The organism is Paraburkholderia sp. EG287B (assembly GCF_040965595.1).
Taxonomy (GTDB): Bacteria; Pseudomonadota; Gammaproteobacteria; order Burkholderiales; family Burkholderiaceae; genus Paraburkholderia.
The window spans coordinates 38,611-54,451 of the sequence record NZ_JBFRCG010000029.1 but is presented as its reverse complement, the minus strand read 5'-3'; the positions used below and the strand labels follow the sequence as shown (position 1 = coordinate 54,451).

The window sequence follows — 15,841 nt, the reverse complement described above, 5'->3', positions numbered from 1 at the left end:
TCAGTGCCAGCGAAAATCGCTCAGCCACGTTTCCGCGCGTCATTGGTCCACCATGGCAGCTTGGCAACAGCGGCTGATCCGGTTGCAAACCCTGCTCACGTATCCAGTGGCGTATCGCCGCAGCAGTTTCACGCCACAGGGGTACGGCACGCTGCTTTCGACCCATGCAGGCGTACCCACGGCGTTACAGCAAGCGTTACATCGGCCACCCGCATCCCGCTCAGCTCAGATACTCTGGCGCCGGTGTTGTAGAGCAGCGCGAGCAATAGACGATCGCGCTGTCCGAACCACGTATCTGCATCGGGTGCGTCCAACAAGTTCTTAATTCGTTCAGCCCGACACCTTAACCGATTCGCGCTCCGCGCCATTTGCACCAGAGCCGACGGCTGGCGTGCCGGTAGGGCTCATCGGCGCCCGGACCGCGCGAGAAGGGCTTCCACCACGGTAAAGCCGACGCAGTCGGCCGGGTCCAGCCGGCGCAGCTTGGCAAGGAGCTTCAGGGCAACCGCGCGTTCGCAGCGGCGAACGCTGATAAAGGCCAGCGCCTTCAGCGTGAAGAGCCAAAAGCGTGCCGGGCCAGGAATCGTGAAATCTGTGTCGCCTGGCTGTACGGCACACCAGTCAATGTCAATTGACGCTTCCCGGGCTGCAGCTGTCAAAGCCTTGGTTGCAACTTCCTTCGCTTCGCCAAGCTCGCCCCGGTTCGCGTAAAACTTGTATAGCAGATAGTAGGGTGGCAGGCAGCGCGGGTGAGAAAGAACGGCGGTCCACAATGCAGCGGTCACATCGTCACAGCGGCCGCCACGTGCGTCCTCGATTAAGCGCAATACGGCAGGAGGCACGGCGCCGCCAAACAGATCTGCCGACTCAATGCCAGTAAGGATATTCATTGACTTGCTCCAAAACGATAAGGCCCTTCCTGTGGTAGGTGGGCGGAGGCCAAAATGACGAGGTCGTATTCGTCTATCCAAACTTGAATTGGATTCCGTGGCCACCTCTCGGATACTCCCAAGAAAGGTTATGGTGTTCCCTGCATAGAATGCGACAACTGCCGCACTCAAGGCAGCCGTCGGTAATTAGAGTCACGGCGCCGTTGTTCTCATTCCGATAACAGGAAGCGGGGCAGACGAACGTACAGCTTTTATCGCTACATTCATTAATGCAGGTTTCGGGATTTCTTATTTGGACGTGTGGTCGGCCAACGTCAACTCGGTAACGGTTTTGGAATAGCTTCTCGTCGATGTTCACAGTAAGTCTGGTCATCGGAAGGCCCTCCAGAGTTTGTATGCGTCGCCCATCAGGCCTGTTAGTGAGCGACTTTTGCGGAAACTCGCCATGACCTCTCCTTTCTTTGTCTGCTTGTCCACGCCATCGACCGTAATCATTGTCCGAGCCGCTTTAGCGACGAGATCAGGGTATGTGGTGAAAAACTGCGGATTGTGATGCAAGATCTTCGGCATGTCTCGGTACTTGAGCAGGTCCTTCATCACGAAACTCCTGTCGAGCGCAGCCTTGTACCCGGAGAGGGCGCTAGCCCGATAGCTGTGGCCTCCGGAGGCTTTTGCGGCTATCGCGGTCTCCGCGGCGAGACGTCCTGTCGTCATGGCAAGATTAGAACCTTCGCGATGTGCGGAATTGACGAAGCCACCGGAATCGCCGACGATCATCCAGCCATTGCCGTACACTTCCGGGATTGCATTGAAGCCCCCTTCGGGGATCAGATGCGCACAGTACTCCTTCATTTCACCGCCGGCGATGAGCGGGGCGATGGACGGATGACGCTTCATTTTTTCAAGCAACACGTACGGGCTTGTACGGTTCGAGTTGTTTTTGAAGTCGCTCAGCATACAGCCGACGCCGATTGTCAGCGACTCCTTGTTAGTGTACAGGAAGCCGGTTCCAGCCATGCCGTCGGTGATTCGGCCGACCATCTCAATGACGACGCCTTCGTTATCGGCAACGTTAAAACGCTGGCAAATTGTTTCCTCAGGCATAAAGAGAATCTCCTTCACAGCCAGCGCGACATTGCCTGCCTTGATTTCGCCATGAAAGCCTGCCTTACGCGCCAATGTCGAATTGACGCCGTCCGCGAGGACCACGATGTCCGCATAGACGTCACCGTGTTGGCGGTCGCATTGCACGCCGACAACCTGGTCTCCGTCCATTATCAGGCGATTCACCGTGGTCTCGCAGATCAGCAAAGCGCCTGCTTCACGTACTTTCGATGAAAACCACTTGTCGAACTGTGTCCGTATGATTGTGTAGCGGTTATATGGGGGATTGTTGTAGTCTTCGCTGCGCGCGTGCGTGCCAACAAACGAGGTATCGTCGAGCATCCACAGGCGCTGCTCGATGATGTGGCGCTCGAGAGGGGCATCGTCACGGAAGTCCGGAATGATCTGTTCCAGTGCATTGGCGTAAAGAATCGCGCCCTGAACGTTTTTGCTTCCGGGATACTCGCCGCGTTCAATCTGAAGCACTTTCAGTCCGCCTTTCGCCATAACGTAGGCTGCGGCGTTGCCTGATGGTCCAGCTCCGACCACAATGGCATCGAATTTGGGGGAGGTTGCCATATTTGTATTCCTTACGAGTCTAGCCGCTGCGGTGTCAGGTGTTGCTTAAAGGCCTGTGTTAGTTCCGGTAGTACGCGCATTGCGTCCCCCAAAATGCCGTAGTGCGCGTAATCAAAAATCGGTGCGTTTGGGTCGGTGTTGATTGCGACGATGACGTCAGAGCTTTCCATTCCGACCCGATGCTGGATCGCACCAGAGATTCCCGCGGCGATATAAAGCTTGGGCCTGACAGTTTTGCCGGTCTGTCCAATCTGGCGTTCGGCTCGGACCCAACCCGCCTGCACGCATGGGCGGCTCGCGCCGACTTCGCCACCGAGCACCTGCGCTAGCTCGAACAGCAGCATGAAGTTCTCGCGATTCTTGAGTCCCTTGCCGCCGCTCACGATCACGTCCGCGTAGGCGAGGTTGATTTGATCACTCGTCTCGTCCGGGATGAAGTCAAGCAATTTAGTTACTATATTGGCCTCGATCATCCTGAGCGTTTCCTGCACGATCTCGCCACTGCGGCCTTGCTGCGCCGGCGGCATGGACATGACTCGTGGGCGCACAGTCGCCATCTGAGGGCGGGATTCGAGCGTCATGATCGTACAAAGCAGAGAGCCGCCGAAGGTCGGCCGCGTCGCAGCTAGTACACGCGAGGCGGGATCGATATTCAACTCAGTGCAGTCGGCAGTAAGGCCAGTCAGAAGCCGTGTTGCGACAGAGCCCGCGAGATCTCGGCCCATTGAAGTCGCACCGAGCAACAGTATCTCGGGGCAATACTTGCTAACCAGATCTGACAGGCCTTTCGTGAACGGTTCGTTGCGGTAACCGCGCAACACCGGATCGTGGATGACATACGCTTTGTCCGCACCCAAGGTGAACGCCTCAGCGGCAAATTGCTCGAGTGGCTCTTCAGTACCACCGAGTACCGCGACAGCGACGTTGCTACCAAGTTTGTCGGCGAGCTTGCGAGCCTCACCGACCAGTTCCCACGATACGCTGTGCGCACGGCCACGATCGTGCTCGATGAAGACCCACACGCCCCGATAGTCTTTCATACGGTCGGGAAGTTCTACGTTGCAGCCGTTAGCGTGTGCGATCGGCTCGGCCGGTTTTTGTTTCCAAGCAACAAGCGAATTCATGCATTCCTCTCCGTGAGCCGCAGGTCCACCTCTAGCGTCGGATGGCGAGTAAAGATCTTACGCACAAGTTGAGCCGCCGCGTCGTGGAGACACGACTCGTCGAATTCGATCATCTCGGCATCTTCTGCACGCGGCGTTGCGCCGAATACCTTACGTACGACGGTATGTGAACCCTTCAGCCCGATCTTGCTGACGTCATCGATCCCGGCCTGCTGGCGGTTCCACTTGCGTACGGGGAAGCCAGCGGCATGGATTACTCTGGGCAGTGTTGCGAAACGCAGATCGTTCGTGTTTTCAAGCATAGTAACAAGGCACGGCAACGCAGTCTCGAGTACCTGAACGCCCCCTTCAGCACGGCGTTCGGCCATGATCGTGCGTCTGCCGAGGTCAATCTCGAGGATTCTTGACACGTAGGTAAGCAGTTGGATGCCCATGCGCGTCGCGATGCCCGGGCCGACTTGGGCTGTATCACCGTCGATCGTTTGTTTGCCCGTAAAGATCATATCCACCGAGCGTTCACTCGCGATCTGGCGGATCGCGGCGGCCAACGCATAAGAAGTGGCGAGCGTGTCGGCGCCAGCGAACGACCGGTCGGTGATGAGCACGGCGTCGTCTGCACCGTAGCTGATGCATTTACGCAGTGCGTCCTCGGCCTGTGGTGGTCCCATAGAAAGTATCGTGACCCATGCGTCGAAGCGGTCTTTTAGCCGTAACGCTTCTTCTAGCGAGAAGAGATCGTAAGGGTTGACGATCGCCGGCACGCCTTGCCGCATGATGGTGTTGGTCACAGGGTGAACCCGAATCTGGGCAGAATCCGGTACTTGCTTGATGCAAACGACAATATGCATTGAGATTCTCCTAATCAGACGCCGCTGGGTGCCGACAGCGACGCGCACTGGCTTTTCAGGAAGACGACATGCCGGTCGGCGACCTTCTAAAGACTTTAAACACTCGTTGTTCAGGGGGCCTGGATACAACGAAGTCGTCGCAGGCCTTCCGCAGCAAGCCGTGATAGGTCAGCCTTCGTGGAGGGCGGCGTGTCGTTCTGTTGTTCGATGTACCGAAAGAAACGTTTCATGATGTGCAGGCGGTTCAACCTCACTATCCTTTTGTCGAGGGCAATGCAAAAGAGACGCGGAAATCCTCCATAGATGAAAGTGGACGAAGTCTCGGATGAGTCCTTCCACGGGTTTGCTCCTCCTAAGTCTGTTTCTCGCTATGAGCGGCCTTCAGGACGCTCTGACTCGCGTGCTCCGTACCTCACTCAAAAAGCGGCGGAGATCGATTGCGCTAGGCGGCTGCTTATGTCGCGTGGCGAAGGCCCGGATGTGCGGTAGCAGTAGCGGCACAAGCCGCTCCGATACCTTCAGGCCCAAAGCGTCATATGCGTCACGTACACCTTGAGACCCGGAATGATTGCCGAGCACTGTAGACCGTTGCCGGCCCACCTCTGCAGGATCGAATCCTTCGTAGGTTGCGGGGTGTTTGGAAAAGCCGTCCGTGTGAATTCCCGCTTCGTGAGTAAAAACGCCTCGACCGACGATGCTTTTTCCAGAGGAGACGGCTCGGCCCGACGCATGTTCGACCAGCGACGAAATACCGGGCAGCGCTTTAGTGTCGACGCCCGTATCTCGTCGCAGAAGATGACGTGCTCCCATCACGACTTCCTCTAGCGCCGCGTTGCCGGCTCGCTTGCCAAGACCGTTGACGGTGGTGCTGGCATGTGTTGCGCCTGCCGCAAGGGCCGCCAACGTGTTGGCTATGGCAAGTCCGAGATCGTCGTGCGCATGGATTTCGATCTCGAGGTCCACGGCAACGCGCAGCGCCGCAATCGCGTGGTATGTCTTAACCGGATCCAGCACGCCGACCGTGTCTGCGAAACGCGAGCGCTGAACCCCGTGCTGCCGTGCGCATTGAGCCACTTCGATGACAAAGGAAGGATCCGCGCGCGAGGCGTCTTCCATGCCGAGAGAAATGGTTGCGCGACTTCCGATTGCTATCTCGACTATCCGGTCAATTTGATGCAGAACCCACGTACGCGACTGCTGCAGCTTGTGGCGCAGATGAATATCCGAAACAGGGATAGAGAGGTGAACGATATCGGCATTGCAACGCAATGCCGCCGCGAGGTCACCTTCGGTGAGGCGTCCCCAGACGACTATACGAGAGCCGAGATTTAACCCGGAAATTTCCGCTATGCACGCCATTTCCTCGCCGCCCATTGCGGGAACCCCGATTTCTAGTTCCGGCACGCCGGCCTGAGACAAGGCGCTCGCGATCGCGCATTTTTCCTCGGCGCGAAATGCGACTCCTGCAACCTGGTCACCATCGCGTAGCGTCGTGTCATTAATAATTGGAAGATGCATGTCAAGTCTCCCGAGAGGTGTCGATCGCGCTGCAAACATCGTGCCAATGGGACGCTACGGCGGGAGTATGGTTCTGTTTGAACCTGAAAGGCATCATGTCGGGAATCGGAGTACGTGGTGTGATAAGTCGCGTCGGGAATGTCCCATTCCCAACAGTGTCGCGCTTGAATCTGGCCGATCGAGTTATCGGCGAACGCGAAAGCGGTTGCTTTTATCGCGAGTAATTCAAATGAATAAGAACTGAGACACAGCGCCAGCGTGGCTGGACTACCCATGTGTCATGGCGACGGAACACTCGGCGATGCTCTCGGCTTCAAGTATCGTCCACTCGCACATCGTGCGTTTTCGCGATGGCATGGATTTCGCTGGGAGCAATGGCACACCCACTGTTCATTGCGGAGAGATGCCATGCACGATTGCGCGAATGCCGGCGCTCTGATCTTGGCCGACGGCGCCAGAGTCACACACATCATGCCATCGGTGTCGGCCGCGGATCCACTTGCCGGATACGGCCGCTCTGATTCAAATGGCGCACCAGCCGGGTCAAGTTGCTGTTCGACCGACGCACCAGAAAACATCAGTGCGGAGGTGTGGGAAAGGATTAGAGATCACCCGTGTTATTCGGAGGACGCGCATCGCCATTATGCGCGCATGCATGTCGCAGTGGCACCCGCCTGCAATATCCAATGCAACTACTGCAACCGAAAGTATGATTGCTCGAACGAGTCGCGGCCTGGTGTGGTATCAGAGAAGCTCGCGCCGGATCAGGCCGTGAAAAAGGTGATGACCGTCGCCTCGAGGATTCCGCAATTGACTGTCGTCGGGATCGCGGGCCCGGGGGATGCACTGGCCAATCCGAACAAAACGTTCGACACCTTTCGTATGCTTCGCGAACTCAAGCCGGACATTAAGCTTTGTCTTTCGACGAACGGCCTTTCTCTGCCTGACTATGTCAACGAAATTTGCGATTACGGCATTGATCACGTGACGATCACTATCAACATGGTGGACCCGGTCATCGGCGCAAAGATCTATCCATGGATCTTTTGGGATCACAGAAGAGTCACGGGCGAAGAGGCCGCGCGAATTCTGCACGAGCGGCAGATGCTAGGGCTCGACATGTTGAGCGCGCGTGGCGTACTTACGAAGATCAACTCGGTACTCATCCCTGGCATCAACGACGAGCACCTGGTCGAAGTGAATCGCGAAGTAAAAAGGCGGGGTGCGTTTTTGCACAACATCATGCCGCTGATCTCGGATCCTACGCACGGCACGTATTTCGGTGGCCGTGGCCAGCGCGAGCCTACCGCTCGCGAGTTGAAGGCCGTGCAGGACGCCTGCATGGGCGGCGCGGCCCTAATGCGCCATTGCCGGCAATGTCGTGCAGATGCAGTAGGCCTTCTGGGCGAAGACCGCCATCACGAGTTTTCGCTCGCAAGCATCGAACACATGGACCCCGTGGACAAGCTTGATCTTGGCCGTACACGTCAACGCCGCGTGAACGCCGAATGCGATGGAGAGCGCGAGATGAAACATAAGACACGAAGCTTGTCAGGAGCGACCCTGGTGCTAGGCGATGTCGAGGTGCGGATTGCCGTTGCGACGAAGGGAGGCGGGCTCGTCAACGCTCATTTCGGCCACGTTTCCGAGTTCCAGATTTTCCAGGTCAGCGCCGCTGGAGCCCTGTTTGTCGCGCACCGCCGCGTGGGCGCCTATTGCCGCGGCGGCGATGGCGATGAGGATGACTTGGGGTCGATCATACACGCGATCAACGATTGCCATGCTGTGCTGGTTGCAAAGATTGGCTTGTGCCCACGGAAGTCGCTATTAGAAGCGGGAATCGAACCCGTGGATATGTACGCCCACGAACCAATCGAAAAAGCCGCGCTTGCATGGCTCACCGACTATTGTGGCCGTCTCGCGACTTGCGAAATTGACCACATGGACCGCGGCGACGCGACAATCCCACAGATCGGGTTGACTAGAGTGGGAGAAGACGCCCCTGTTTGAGCGGCAGGTCGCGTAGTCGTCCCGACGTGCTCGGTTACACCAAAAATCATCACAAGGAGTCCATGGTATGGTCCTAAAGATCATTTCCTCCGCCTGCACTGGCTGCTCGGCTTGCGAGCCGCAATGCCCAAACGTCGCAATCATCGAGAAAGCCGGCGTCTTCGCAATTGATCCGAGGAAATGTACCGTGTGCGAAGGGCAATTCGATAGTCCACAATGCGTGGCGGCGTGCCCTGTGGACGGGTGCATCGTGCCGGCCTAGCGCTGCGGTTCCGCTTGCCTTGCGCAGTGTACCCGACGATTGTTCAATTCGACGATTTCTAAATCATGTTGCCAAATTTTGCAGTGACACCTGCCGCCGAAAAGTTTCTTCACCGTATCGCGCGCTTTTCCGGTCTGCCATCCGGTGCGGGCGTCCGTATTTGTGTGAGTACTGGCGGTTGCTCCGGATACGAAGCCGAACTGAGCGCCACCGCCGATGCGCAACCCGGTGACGAGACTACGGAGATCAATGGACTGCGGATTTTCTTGCCGGCAGAAAGTCGGCTGTTGCTCGACGGCTTTACCGTCGACTTCGTCGAAACACTAGACAGGTGTGGCCTTGCATTCAACAAGGGCAACGAAGCATTTGGCGTCGCCGCGCGCGCGCGCGATGGCGCAGGCAAGTTGAGCGACTCGCGTATCGACGCGAGTGCGATCGGACGCCGACGTAACTCATTGCCACGGGAGGTGTCATGAAGCGTGCATCCCGGTATTCAAATGAGCTGGGCGTGAGGGACGTTGAGAGCGACGATGCAGTCGAACTTGCTTTTCCACCACGGTTCGCCGTTGGCGAGCGAGTGATTGCACGCGCCGTGATTCGTAACGACGGTACATACAACGGTAAGGCTATGGGGGAACTGCTCGTGAGCCAAGGCGAGGCCGGTTATGTCACTGCAATCGGCACGTTTCTACAGCGGTTCTACGTCTATGCGGTTCACTTTTTCGAAGGAGACCGCCGGGTTGGAATGCGCGCGAAGGAGCTCTGCACGCTCGACCGCCTGCCGCCGGAGGTGCTCGCCCAACTGGGGAGGCGCGCCGACGCGCTTCGCTGGATCGGTTCGTGGCACGCCGATATGGAGAAGGAGAACTGCGCGCAGATGCCGACGCTAAGCGCTGAGCGCATTAGCGAGCCGTTCGATGATGGTGGACTCCCTTAACTCGGCCTGTTTGTGTGGGATAAGGCGGCATCGTACTGCGCACGTGCGGCATGTCCGCCGGTTGTTGCAGCCATACGTCTGGCGCGAATCGCTTAACCAACCCGGGAGATATAAACGTGAAGGTCACGATCCGAAAGGATGACAATGGTGTATTCAGGGCCTATGTTCTGAAGAAGGATCTCGAGGAGCCAATCGTCTACATCGATGGAGCGCAGCTCTGGGGTGGACGTATTACGCTTGCTAACGGCTGGCAGTTTCAGTTGCCCGAACTTGCGAGCGATACCACGCTTCCGGTAACTGTCGAGGCGCGGCGCGTGTCAGGCGGGTGCGAATGACATGGGCCTTACTATGGAACAGATTCATGCGATAACTGAACTGGTTTGTACCGAACCGACGTTGCAGGAAGCCGCGGTAATTTGGCGAAAGCGCTATCCCGATGTGCGTATCATTCGGATCACCGCAGTCGAGCTAAGCGATGAGGAGCCCTTCCTCAAGTTCCGTGGTCGTCGGGTCTATCTAGCGACATGGACCGGCTTTTGCATTAATGTAACCACGGAGGCAGCGCAAGCGGATATCCTCATATTGGCAGAGGAGGCGTTTTGCGATGGCGACTGAAGAAATCGCACTTTGCGAGCTGGCATACCACACCACGGCGATCTAGCTTGTTTTCGCGGGCTTTCGAGTCGTTGGAGCAATGGTCCGAGCTCGATTCGTCCGAGCTTACGGTCGCTCGGCGCAGCGATGCCGTTGTCACCGTGACTCGACGCTCGGCAGCTCGATGGCCCTGCGTGTGCTGGGCATCGGGCGGGTGACGCAATTACCAGCGCGCCCTGCACATCCCATCCCATAGATTGCACTTGGAATTATCTTGGCCGGCTTAGCAGGCCGCTGAATTACCGCTGAAACACGTCATCGCGCAGAGCTCGTGAAGCGTTGATAGATGGACCACCACTTGCTCCACCCACGGAGACCATGCGCGGCGCCGACACATTCACCGAGAGTCTGTTTTCCATGCGCAAGCTGGACGACTTCGTCCCCAAGTCGCATCCGTTCCGTTCGATCCGCGTAATGGCGAACGACGCGCTGGCGAGGATGGATCGACTGTTCGCCCAGATGTACGAAGCGGACATAAAGGGCGGGCGGCCGAGCATCGCTCCAGAGAAGTTGCTGCGGGCCACGCTGATTCAAGTGCTTTTCAGCATCCGCTCCGAGCGCCAACTGATGGAGCAAGTCCAGTACAACCTCTTGTTTCGCTGGTTCATCGGCCTGGCAATGGATGACGAGGGGTGGCCATCGCCCAGAAGAAGTGCCTGCTCTCGGGTGAACATTTCAGCGTGGACGGCACGCTGATCCAGGCGTGGGCCGGACTATGCCATTTCGCAGCAAAAGCGCAAGTTGATCGAACAAAGCTTCGGCTGGACCAAGACTGTGGGCCGCACGCGCCAGGTGATGGTGCGTGGCTTGAAGAAGGTAGACCAGATGTTCGTGTTGAACATGGCGGCCTACAACCTCGTGCGCATGCGCTCGCTGGCACAAATGCGCCCATAGTGGCGCAAGAAGGCGGCAATGAGGCCAGAAGTCGGCCTCACGACGCTTAAAAAAAGGTGGATTCGCGTTGAAATTACACAATGCGAAAGATTTAGCAACGGTGGGCGCGTAAATCGAATACGCCCGCTTCCGTCGCGGGTGCATTTCCGCAACCTGTTAGGGCCTCGCCTGTATTTGCCGATATCAACCTGCCTCGACGTGAAGAGGACAGTGCGGAATATCGGTAAGCGGACGTACGCAATTAGTCAGTGACGGCGAACGCTTGGCCTGCGAATTGCAATACCGGTTTTTTTGGTCACGGGAAGGTGGGTTGACCGTCGGTGTCGCGCGGTTCTCTTCTCGTGTGCCGTTTAAGGCTGGCTCCGGGTGAGCTCTCCGCCTCGTTCGGCATCGCGCACGTAGGATGCCTCGATGAACCAATTGCCAAACGCAACATGTGGAAACCGCGCAAGCGCGAGGAGTCGGGATGTTAGGCGGAGCTATGCATCATAGAACAATACGAATCACGCGCTCTATGCCGTCTTCATCTGCACTGTGTTCCGCCTGGGCCACCAACGAAGATGTATCGGGTCCACCAACTTGGATTGTAGTTATCGGCCGGAATATTGCCGCCATCTCCGTTGCTGAATGGCCCGGCCGCGTGGTAGCAAGTCGATTGTCCCAACAAGTGCGGATCGTCCCAGGCAACAGTATCAGCGAGGTCGTAGTAGTAGAGGTTGCGCTGATAAGCTGCGTGGCCATATAGTTGACTGTCCCAATTACCACTACCGGCGCCTGGCCAAGACGTAAGCCCGGTTGTTTCTGTACCAAACCCAATCGACGTCGCGTTATGACTGTTCTGTCCGCCTTGATAGAACTCCGCGGGGTAGTAACCAATCGCGACTCCGTTACGAAGGAGCCACCAGTTCCCGTGTGCGTCGCGATGATATCCGGCACTGAACTCGTGCTGTTGACCGCCGGGAGAACTGATGTCAACTAACGCGCCCCCGAGTACCGCTTTCTCCGAAACCTGCACGAAATCCCCGCAGCTGTTGTTCCAGCATCCGGTGTTCACGTAGTTATCGGCGGTGCTGAAGATGAAGAAGTGCGGCAGATTGTCCGCAAACATGGAAGGAGAGACTACCCAGCCAGTCTCTTCTGACTGAAGAGGGTTTGCGCCGCCGGCTCTGTCTCCACCAAGAATCCAGATCTGGGACAAACTGAAATACTGACCCGCCGCAGCATCCACTTTCGGATTCCAGACATTGAACGTGACGTTGCCCCCGAGATTCTCGACGTTTTGCACGAATGTCGCATATTTGTGTGCATAGGGATCCGCGGAGAGTAATTGACTCGCGAAAAAGGGTGCATTCGCTGATTCGCCGCTTGACGGGAGCCTGGTCATCGGTGGAGGCGCCTTTCTGTGATATGCATCTACTGTCGTAAATCGACTAAGCTCTTCCAATGTGACTCTATTCAAGGGGACGCTGCCCGTACCACAGCTTGGCGTATTCACACCGTTTTGCAACTGTTCAGACGACCCTACCGATCGGCTGGATAAGTCACCGTTGAGGTTTGTCGCTGACGCTAACTGTGGAGGTGTTGCGATTTGCCTTATTTGATATCTCCGGACAGCTGGTTGCTCCATCAACGGAACGCAGTCATAGGTTTGGCCGTTCGCAAAAAAACTCCTTGAGACGTGTACTCCATTGTAACGTTCAATAATCGCTTGGCGCATCCCTTCAAAAGCAGACGGATCATTGACTTTGTAGTTGCGCGAGATTGGAGGTTGATGATCTGACTCAAGATGCGCCCCAGACTCGGGCCAAGAGCGACCAATAAAATCCTGAGCGGCGGCCGCTCTCGTGTCAGCCATGAATCTGTCAAATGATTCGATATGGGAATCCATGCTCTGCGAGTATGCGGGCATTGTCCATGTTAATATCCAGATCAGACACACAGAAGAGGCATACCGAATTGTGTTTGCAAGTCTACCGAGTTGTTTCCCGTTGTCGGGATTTACAACGGAGAATTCTTGTGCGATGAGGTAAATAGACTGCGGCGACATATGATTTTGGAGTTAACTTTTTTGCAAGGCAGATATGGAATGACAGGCGCCAGCTCCTTGTGGCGTTTCAAGGTCGATGCAATAATTGCATGCGCTCAGCCGCGGAATAATTGCTCAAATGCCCTTCACGAGCGGCCTGGCGGCGTGCTGCCGTAATGAGTGCCTTGTTGCGTGGAGGGGCGGACGGTGCGCTGACCTGCTTATCCATCGCATTACTGCTACAGCGCGGACAGGACGCCAACGAATTGGTGCGTACGAGTGTCTCGAACCGAAAATTGCAGTTGCGGCATACGTAGTCGTAAAGCGGCATGAGAAGTTCTCCTCAATGGGCAAGGTTGTGCGACGGAGCATCATCGGCGAAACGCGACGATTCGCGCATGGCGTTTTTGAGTCGGTCTACCGTTAGCAGCAGCTGTAGTCCAAAATCCGTGGCCATGTCGAAAGCAGTTCGCCCATCTGGCGCGACCAAGCTGTTACTCGCACCAAGGGATATTAGCAACCACATGACGTCGACTCTGCCGTTGGCGGCTGCCTGCATCAGGCATGTGACGTCATGCGCATTGGCATGATCGACATTAAGACCGGCACTGACCAACCGTAGAATCGGTCCGGGCGTTCCGCATAGACATGCGTACCATAGCGCATCGTTTTCGTTGTCGTCGAGCGCACTGACCGGTGCCCCTTCGTCGAGCAACGCGGCGACGATACGGTCTTCCCCATGCATCGCTGCGAGCATCAGCGGCGTTATGCCGTCAACGCTGCAGGAATGGGCATCCGGAAAGTCGTGTGCCGACAGCCATCTAGCGACTGACGAACGTGGCCGAGCTTGCAGACCCTCATCAGCGAGCGGGAGGCTTTGACCGTTCCCTTTTCGACGTGCGGCAGCATCGATTAGCAAGGCCATAGAAATTCTCCAGTTAGATTACGTGAGCGTTTTGGTAACTTGTGTGCATGGCGGCATCTTCATGTAGAAGCACCGCGGCGAAATGCAGCTTAGACCGGTCTGTTTTCGTTAGGATCACGGACTGGACCCATCAGTTCGAGTCCCTGCGCGTAACTGATGGGATCGAAACACAAGTCGAACTTCGACCCAGCATCGGCGACCGCGTCGAGTTTTCCCGCGGTGTCCTTTTTCCTCAGCTCTGCCTTGTCGAGATACAGGAGTTCAAGTATTTCGTTATAGACCGTCGATTCCACGATAGGCAGGACATAGAATACTGCGCCCTGGTAGTGCGCCTGATAGCGACTCGAAAGATCGATGTTGTCGCAGAACAGAAAGTACTTTCCGTTGGGCGAGAGTGCGTCTCCCAACACTTCGGCGACGTCTTTCAGATCTTCGAAGCTCAATAGCCACCCCGCAAAAAATATGAGATGCGGGTTGCCGACGTCGGCCACTGCCATGACCTGCTCGCAAGACAGCTCAGGCGGGCGCGCTTCGTCAGCGAGTTGCGGTCCGAAGCGCAGCGCAAGTTCGCCGCGAAAACCGATGCGACGAGGTGTACTGGTGGGACCCTTGAACACTGCATTGAGCAAACGGCCCTCGCGCTGCAAGCGGGCGAAAACGGTCTGGTCAAGGCCCTTGTCGATAGTCATATCGTTCATTTGGTTTTCCTCTTAAGTTTGAATAACTTGTGAAATGGCAGTGACAGTTCGCAATTGGTCAAGAAGTATGACGTTTCGTTCGCAACTTTCGTACCACCAATCCCTCCCTTTCTGGCCCGCTGCCATTGACCGAGGCGGGCCGACAATGGTGGTGAAAATCTCGTTTGCGACAACAACGCACGATTTGTCAGGAAGCCGACGCTGCGAACGTCGGTAGGCGCCATGCCGGCATGCTTGCTCAAAGCGCGATTTGCAAGGCACTTCGACGATTCTGGAGCCTTGGCATAGAAACTGCACTATAGCGATTCGCGCGGACAGCATCCGGCCGATGCGTGACTCCACAGAAGAAGATCATATGGACACTGCACGCTGAGGACATGATCGCGGCTTTGCAGCCTTGATTGGCAACCTTGGTTTAATCCTTCTATCTCAATGGAGTATCACGATGGTTCAACTTCGGCAGATCGCTTTCTACGGAAAGGGCGGGATTGGAAAATCGACCACGTCGCAAAACACGCTCGCGGCGCTCAGCGACCTCGGGCAAAGGATCCTCATTGTCGGCTGCGATCCGAAGGCAGACTCGACACGGCTGATACTGCACGCGAAGGCGCAGGACACAATTCTCTCCCTCGCGGCGGAAGCTGGCTCGGTGGAGGACCTCGAACTCGAGGATGTCATGAAGATTGGCTACAAAGACATACGCTGTGTGGAGTCGGGCGGTCCTGAGCCGGGTGTCGGTTGCGCGGGTCGCGGTGTGATTACATCGATCAACTTCCTGGAGGAGAACGGTGCCTACGACGGAGTGGACTACGTCTCATACGATGTGCTGGGCGACGTGGTGTGCGGAGGCTTTGCAATGCCAATTCGAGAGAACAAGGCACAGGAGATTTATATTGTGATGTCAGGCGAGATGATGGCTATGTACGCTGCGAACAATATCTCAAAAGGAATTCTCAAATATGCTAACAGCGGTGGTGTGCGTTTGGGCGGCCTCATTTGCAATGAGCGCAAGACAGACAAGGAATTCGAGCTTGCGGAATCGCTCGCAGCGATGCTCGGTACACGTCTGATCCACTTCGTGCCGCGCGACAACATCGTGCAGCATGCGGAACTACGCCGTATGACGGTGATCGAGTACGCGCCAGAGAGTGCACAGGCCGCCGAGTATCGCGCGCTTGCAGAGAAGGTGCATAACAACGCTGGCAATGGTGTGATCCCAACGCCGATCACGATGGACCAACTCGAAGATCTCCTGATGGAAAAAGGAATTATGGTGCAGGTCGATGAGTCGAAGGTTGGCAAGACAGCGGCTGAACTGACGGTCTGACGGCTGCAGGGATGACGGTTGCCGTGCGGCGTACGGCAACTGATT

At 56.5% G+C, this 15,841-nt stretch carries 18 protein-coding genes and 2 pseudogenes; 8 read left to right on the top strand and 12 right to left on the bottom strand.

The genetic code is table 11. The annotated features are described in order from the left end of the window. Positions 1 to 128: 128 nt before the first annotated feature. From AB4Y40_RS37705 to nifV, 8 genes and pseudogenes are all read right to left on the bottom strand, one after another. On the bottom strand, positions 129 to 368 hold the full coding sequence (locus AB4Y40_RS37705; protein WP_368692182.1) for a tyrosine-type recombinase/integrase: 240 nt from the start codon (positions 366 to 368) through the stop codon (positions 129 to 131). A gap of 36 nt (positions 369 to 404) precedes the next feature. After that, complete coding sequence (locus AB4Y40_RS37700) at positions 405 to 890, bottom strand: hypothetical protein (RefSeq protein WP_368692181.1); 486 nt, start codon at positions 888 to 890, stop codon at positions 405 to 407. 73 nt (positions 891 to 963) lie between these two features. Then, positions 964 to 1,263, bottom strand: coding sequence for a ferredoxin family protein (locus AB4Y40_RS37695; RefSeq protein ID WP_368692180.1), 300 nt, complete (start codon positions 1,261 to 1,263; stop codon positions 964 to 966). Further along, positions 1,260 to 2,573 carry an FAD-dependent monooxygenase gene (locus AB4Y40_RS37690; RefSeq protein WP_368692179.1) on the bottom strand — a complete coding sequence of 438 codons (1,314 nt, stop codon included), beginning with the start codon at positions 2,571 to 2,573 and terminating at the stop codon, positions 1,260 to 1,262. The genes AB4Y40_RS37695 and AB4Y40_RS37690 overlap by 4 nt, the downstream gene beginning before the upstream one ends. An 11-nt stretch (positions 2,574 to 2,584) precedes the next feature. Then, positions 2,585 to 3,697: an electron transfer flavoprotein subunit alpha/FixB family protein gene (locus AB4Y40_RS37685; protein WP_368692178.1), complete on the bottom strand. Its 1,113-nt coding sequence runs from the start codon at positions 3,695 to 3,697 to the stop codon at positions 2,585 to 2,587. Further along, positions 3,694 to 4,545, bottom strand: coding sequence for a nitrogen fixation protein FixA (locus tag AB4Y40_RS37680; RefSeq protein ID WP_368692177.1), 852 nt, complete (start codon positions 4,543 to 4,545; stop codon positions 3,694 to 3,696). The genes AB4Y40_RS37685 and AB4Y40_RS37680 overlap by 4 nt, the downstream gene beginning before the upstream one ends. A 55-nt stretch (positions 4,546 to 4,600) precedes the next feature. Further along, positions 4,601 to 4,775 (bottom strand): annotated as a pseudogene (locus AB4Y40_RS37675) (nitrogenase-stabilizing/protective protein NifW). Positions 4,776 to 4,926: 151 nt separating this feature from the next. Further along, complete coding sequence (gene nifV, locus AB4Y40_RS37670; RefSeq protein ID WP_368692176.1) at positions 4,927 to 6,063, bottom strand: homocitrate synthase; 1,137 nt, start codon at positions 6,061 to 6,063, stop codon at positions 4,927 to 4,929. A gap of 408 nt (positions 6,064 to 6,471) precedes the next feature. Between nifV and nifB the strand changes: the two genes are divergently transcribed. The 7 genes and pseudogenes from nifB (at position 6,472) to AB4Y40_RS37635 (ending at position 10,820) form a co-directional block, all read left to right on the top strand. Next, on the top strand, positions 6,472 to 8,073 hold the full coding sequence (gene nifB / locus AB4Y40_RS37665) for a nitrogenase cofactor biosynthesis protein NifB (protein WP_368692175.1): 1,602 nt from the start codon (positions 6,472 to 6,474) through the stop codon (positions 8,071 to 8,073). A gap of 67 nt (positions 8,074 to 8,140) precedes the next feature. After that, positions 8,141 to 8,335, top strand: coding sequence for a 4Fe-4S binding protein (locus AB4Y40_RS37660; protein WP_368692174.1), 195 nt, complete (start codon positions 8,141 to 8,143; stop codon positions 8,333 to 8,335). 65 nt (positions 8,336 to 8,400) lie between these two features. Continuing rightward, a complete protein-coding gene (locus AB4Y40_RS37655) occupies positions 8,401 to 8,811 on the top strand; it encodes a HesB/IscA family protein (protein WP_368692173.1) in 411 nt (136 codons plus the stop codon). Further along, positions 8,808 to 9,272 (top strand): nitrogen fixation protein NifZ, encoded by a 465-nt coding sequence (locus AB4Y40_RS37650; protein WP_368692172.1) that lies wholly within the window; start codon positions 8,808 to 8,810, stop codon positions 9,270 to 9,272. The genes AB4Y40_RS37655 and AB4Y40_RS37650 overlap by 4 nt, the downstream gene beginning before the upstream one ends. 116 nt (positions 9,273 to 9,388) lie before the next feature. Beyond that, on the top strand, positions 9,389 to 9,607 hold the full coding sequence (nifT, locus tag AB4Y40_RS37645) for a putative nitrogen fixation protein NifT (protein ID WP_368692171.1): 219 nt from the start codon (positions 9,389 to 9,391) through the stop codon (positions 9,605 to 9,607). A gap of 13 nt (positions 9,608 to 9,620) precedes the next feature. After that, a complete protein-coding gene (locus AB4Y40_RS37640; protein WP_368692170.1) occupies positions 9,621 to 9,887 on the top strand; it encodes a hypothetical protein in 267 nt (88 codons plus the stop codon). A gap of 357 nt (positions 9,888 to 10,244) precedes the next feature. After that, positions 10,245 to 10,820: pseudogene (locus tag AB4Y40_RS37635) on the top strand (transposase). Between the two features lie 523 nt (positions 10,821 to 11,343). Here the strand turns inward: AB4Y40_RS37635 and AB4Y40_RS37630 are convergent. The 4 genes from AB4Y40_RS37630 to AB4Y40_RS37615 form a co-directional block, all read right to left on the bottom strand. Beyond that, complete coding sequence (locus AB4Y40_RS37630) at positions 11,344 to 12,708, bottom strand: neprosin family prolyl endopeptidase (protein WP_368692169.1); 1,365 nt, start codon at positions 12,706 to 12,708, stop codon at positions 11,344 to 11,346. Between the two features lie 226 nt (positions 12,709 to 12,934). Further along, positions 12,935 to 13,177: a zinc ribbon domain-containing protein gene (locus AB4Y40_RS37625; RefSeq protein ID WP_368692168.1), complete on the bottom strand. Its 243-nt coding sequence runs from the start codon at positions 13,175 to 13,177 to the stop codon at positions 12,935 to 12,937. 12 nt (positions 13,178 to 13,189) lie between these two features. After that, positions 13,190 to 13,771: an ankyrin repeat domain-containing protein gene (locus tag AB4Y40_RS37620; RefSeq protein WP_368692167.1), complete on the bottom strand. Its 582-nt coding sequence runs from the start codon at positions 13,769 to 13,771 to the stop codon at positions 13,190 to 13,192. An 89-nt stretch (positions 13,772 to 13,860) separates the two neighbouring features. Beyond that, positions 13,861 to 14,469 carry a hypothetical protein gene (locus AB4Y40_RS37615; protein WP_368692166.1) on the bottom strand — a complete coding sequence of 203 codons (609 nt, stop codon included), beginning with the start codon at positions 14,467 to 14,469 and terminating at the stop codon, positions 13,861 to 13,863. Between the two features lie 445 nt (positions 14,470 to 14,914). On the opposite strand from AB4Y40_RS37615, the gene nifH reads away from it, so the two are divergent. Beyond that, positions 14,915 to 15,796 (top strand): nitrogenase iron protein, encoded by an 882-nt coding sequence (gene nifH, locus AB4Y40_RS37610; RefSeq protein ID WP_368692165.1) that lies wholly within the window; start codon positions 14,915 to 14,917, stop codon positions 15,794 to 15,796. The last annotated feature ends 45 nt before the right edge of the window (positions 15,797 to 15,841 follow it).

Excerpts from the sequence above, each read along its gene's own strand:
- AB4Y40_RS37705 (WP_368692182.1), bottom strand. The coding sequence starts at position 368 with ATGGCGCGGAGCGCGAATCGGTTAAGGTGTCGGGCTGAACGAATTAAG.
- AB4Y40_RS37700 (WP_368692181.1), bottom strand. The coding sequence starts at position 890 with ATGAATATCCTTACTGGCATTGAGTCGGCAGATCTGTTTGGCGGCGCC.
- AB4Y40_RS37695 (WP_368692180.1), bottom strand. The coding sequence starts at position 1,263 with ATGACCAGACTTACTGTGAACATCGACGAGAAGCTATTCCAAAACCGT.
- AB4Y40_RS37690 (WP_368692179.1), bottom strand. The coding sequence starts at position 2,573 with ATGGCAACCTCCCCCAAATTCGATGCCATTGTGGTCGGAGCTGGACCA.
- AB4Y40_RS37685 (WP_368692178.1), bottom strand. The coding sequence starts at position 3,697 with ATGAATTCGCTTGTTGCTTGGAAACAAAAACCGGCCGAGCCGATCGCA.
- AB4Y40_RS37680 (WP_368692177.1), bottom strand. The coding sequence starts at position 4,545 with ATGCATATTGTCGTTTGCATCAAGCAAGTACCGGATTCTGCCCAGATT.
- nifV (WP_368692176.1), bottom strand. The coding sequence starts at position 6,063 with ATGCATCTTCCAATTATTAATGACACGACGCTACGCGATGGTGACCAG.
- nifB (WP_368692175.1), top strand. The coding sequence starts at position 6,472 with ATGCACGATTGCGCGAATGCCGGCGCTCTGATCTTGGCCGACGGCGCC.
- AB4Y40_RS37660 (WP_368692174.1), top strand. The coding sequence starts at position 8,141 with ATGGTCCTAAAGATCATTTCCTCCGCCTGCACTGGCTGCTCGGCTTGC.
- AB4Y40_RS37655 (WP_368692173.1), top strand. The coding sequence starts at position 8,401 with ATGTTGCCAAATTTTGCAGTGACACCTGCCGCCGAAAAGTTTCTTCAC.
- AB4Y40_RS37650 (WP_368692172.1), top strand. The coding sequence starts at position 8,808 with ATGAAGCGTGCATCCCGGTATTCAAATGAGCTGGGCGTGAGGGACGTT.
- AB4Y40_RS37640 (WP_368692170.1), top strand. The coding sequence starts at position 9,621 with ATGGAACAGATTCATGCGATAACTGAACTGGTTTGTACCGAACCGACG.
- AB4Y40_RS37630 (WP_368692169.1), bottom strand. The coding sequence starts at position 12,708 with ATGGATTCCCATATCGAATCATTTGACAGATTCATGGCTGACACGAGA.
- AB4Y40_RS37625 (WP_368692168.1), bottom strand. The coding sequence starts at position 13,177 with ATGCCGCTTTACGACTACGTATGCCGCAACTGCAATTTTCGGTTCGAG.
- AB4Y40_RS37620 (WP_368692167.1), bottom strand. The coding sequence starts at position 13,771 with ATGGCCTTGCTAATCGATGCTGCCGCACGTCGAAAAGGGAACGGTCAA.
- AB4Y40_RS37615 (WP_368692166.1), bottom strand. The coding sequence starts at position 14,469 with ATGAACGATATGACTATCGACAAGGGCCTTGACCAGACCGTTTTCGCC.
- nifH (WP_368692165.1), top strand. The coding sequence starts at position 14,915 with ATGGTTCAACTTCGGCAGATCGCTTTCTACGGAAAGGGCGGGATTGGA.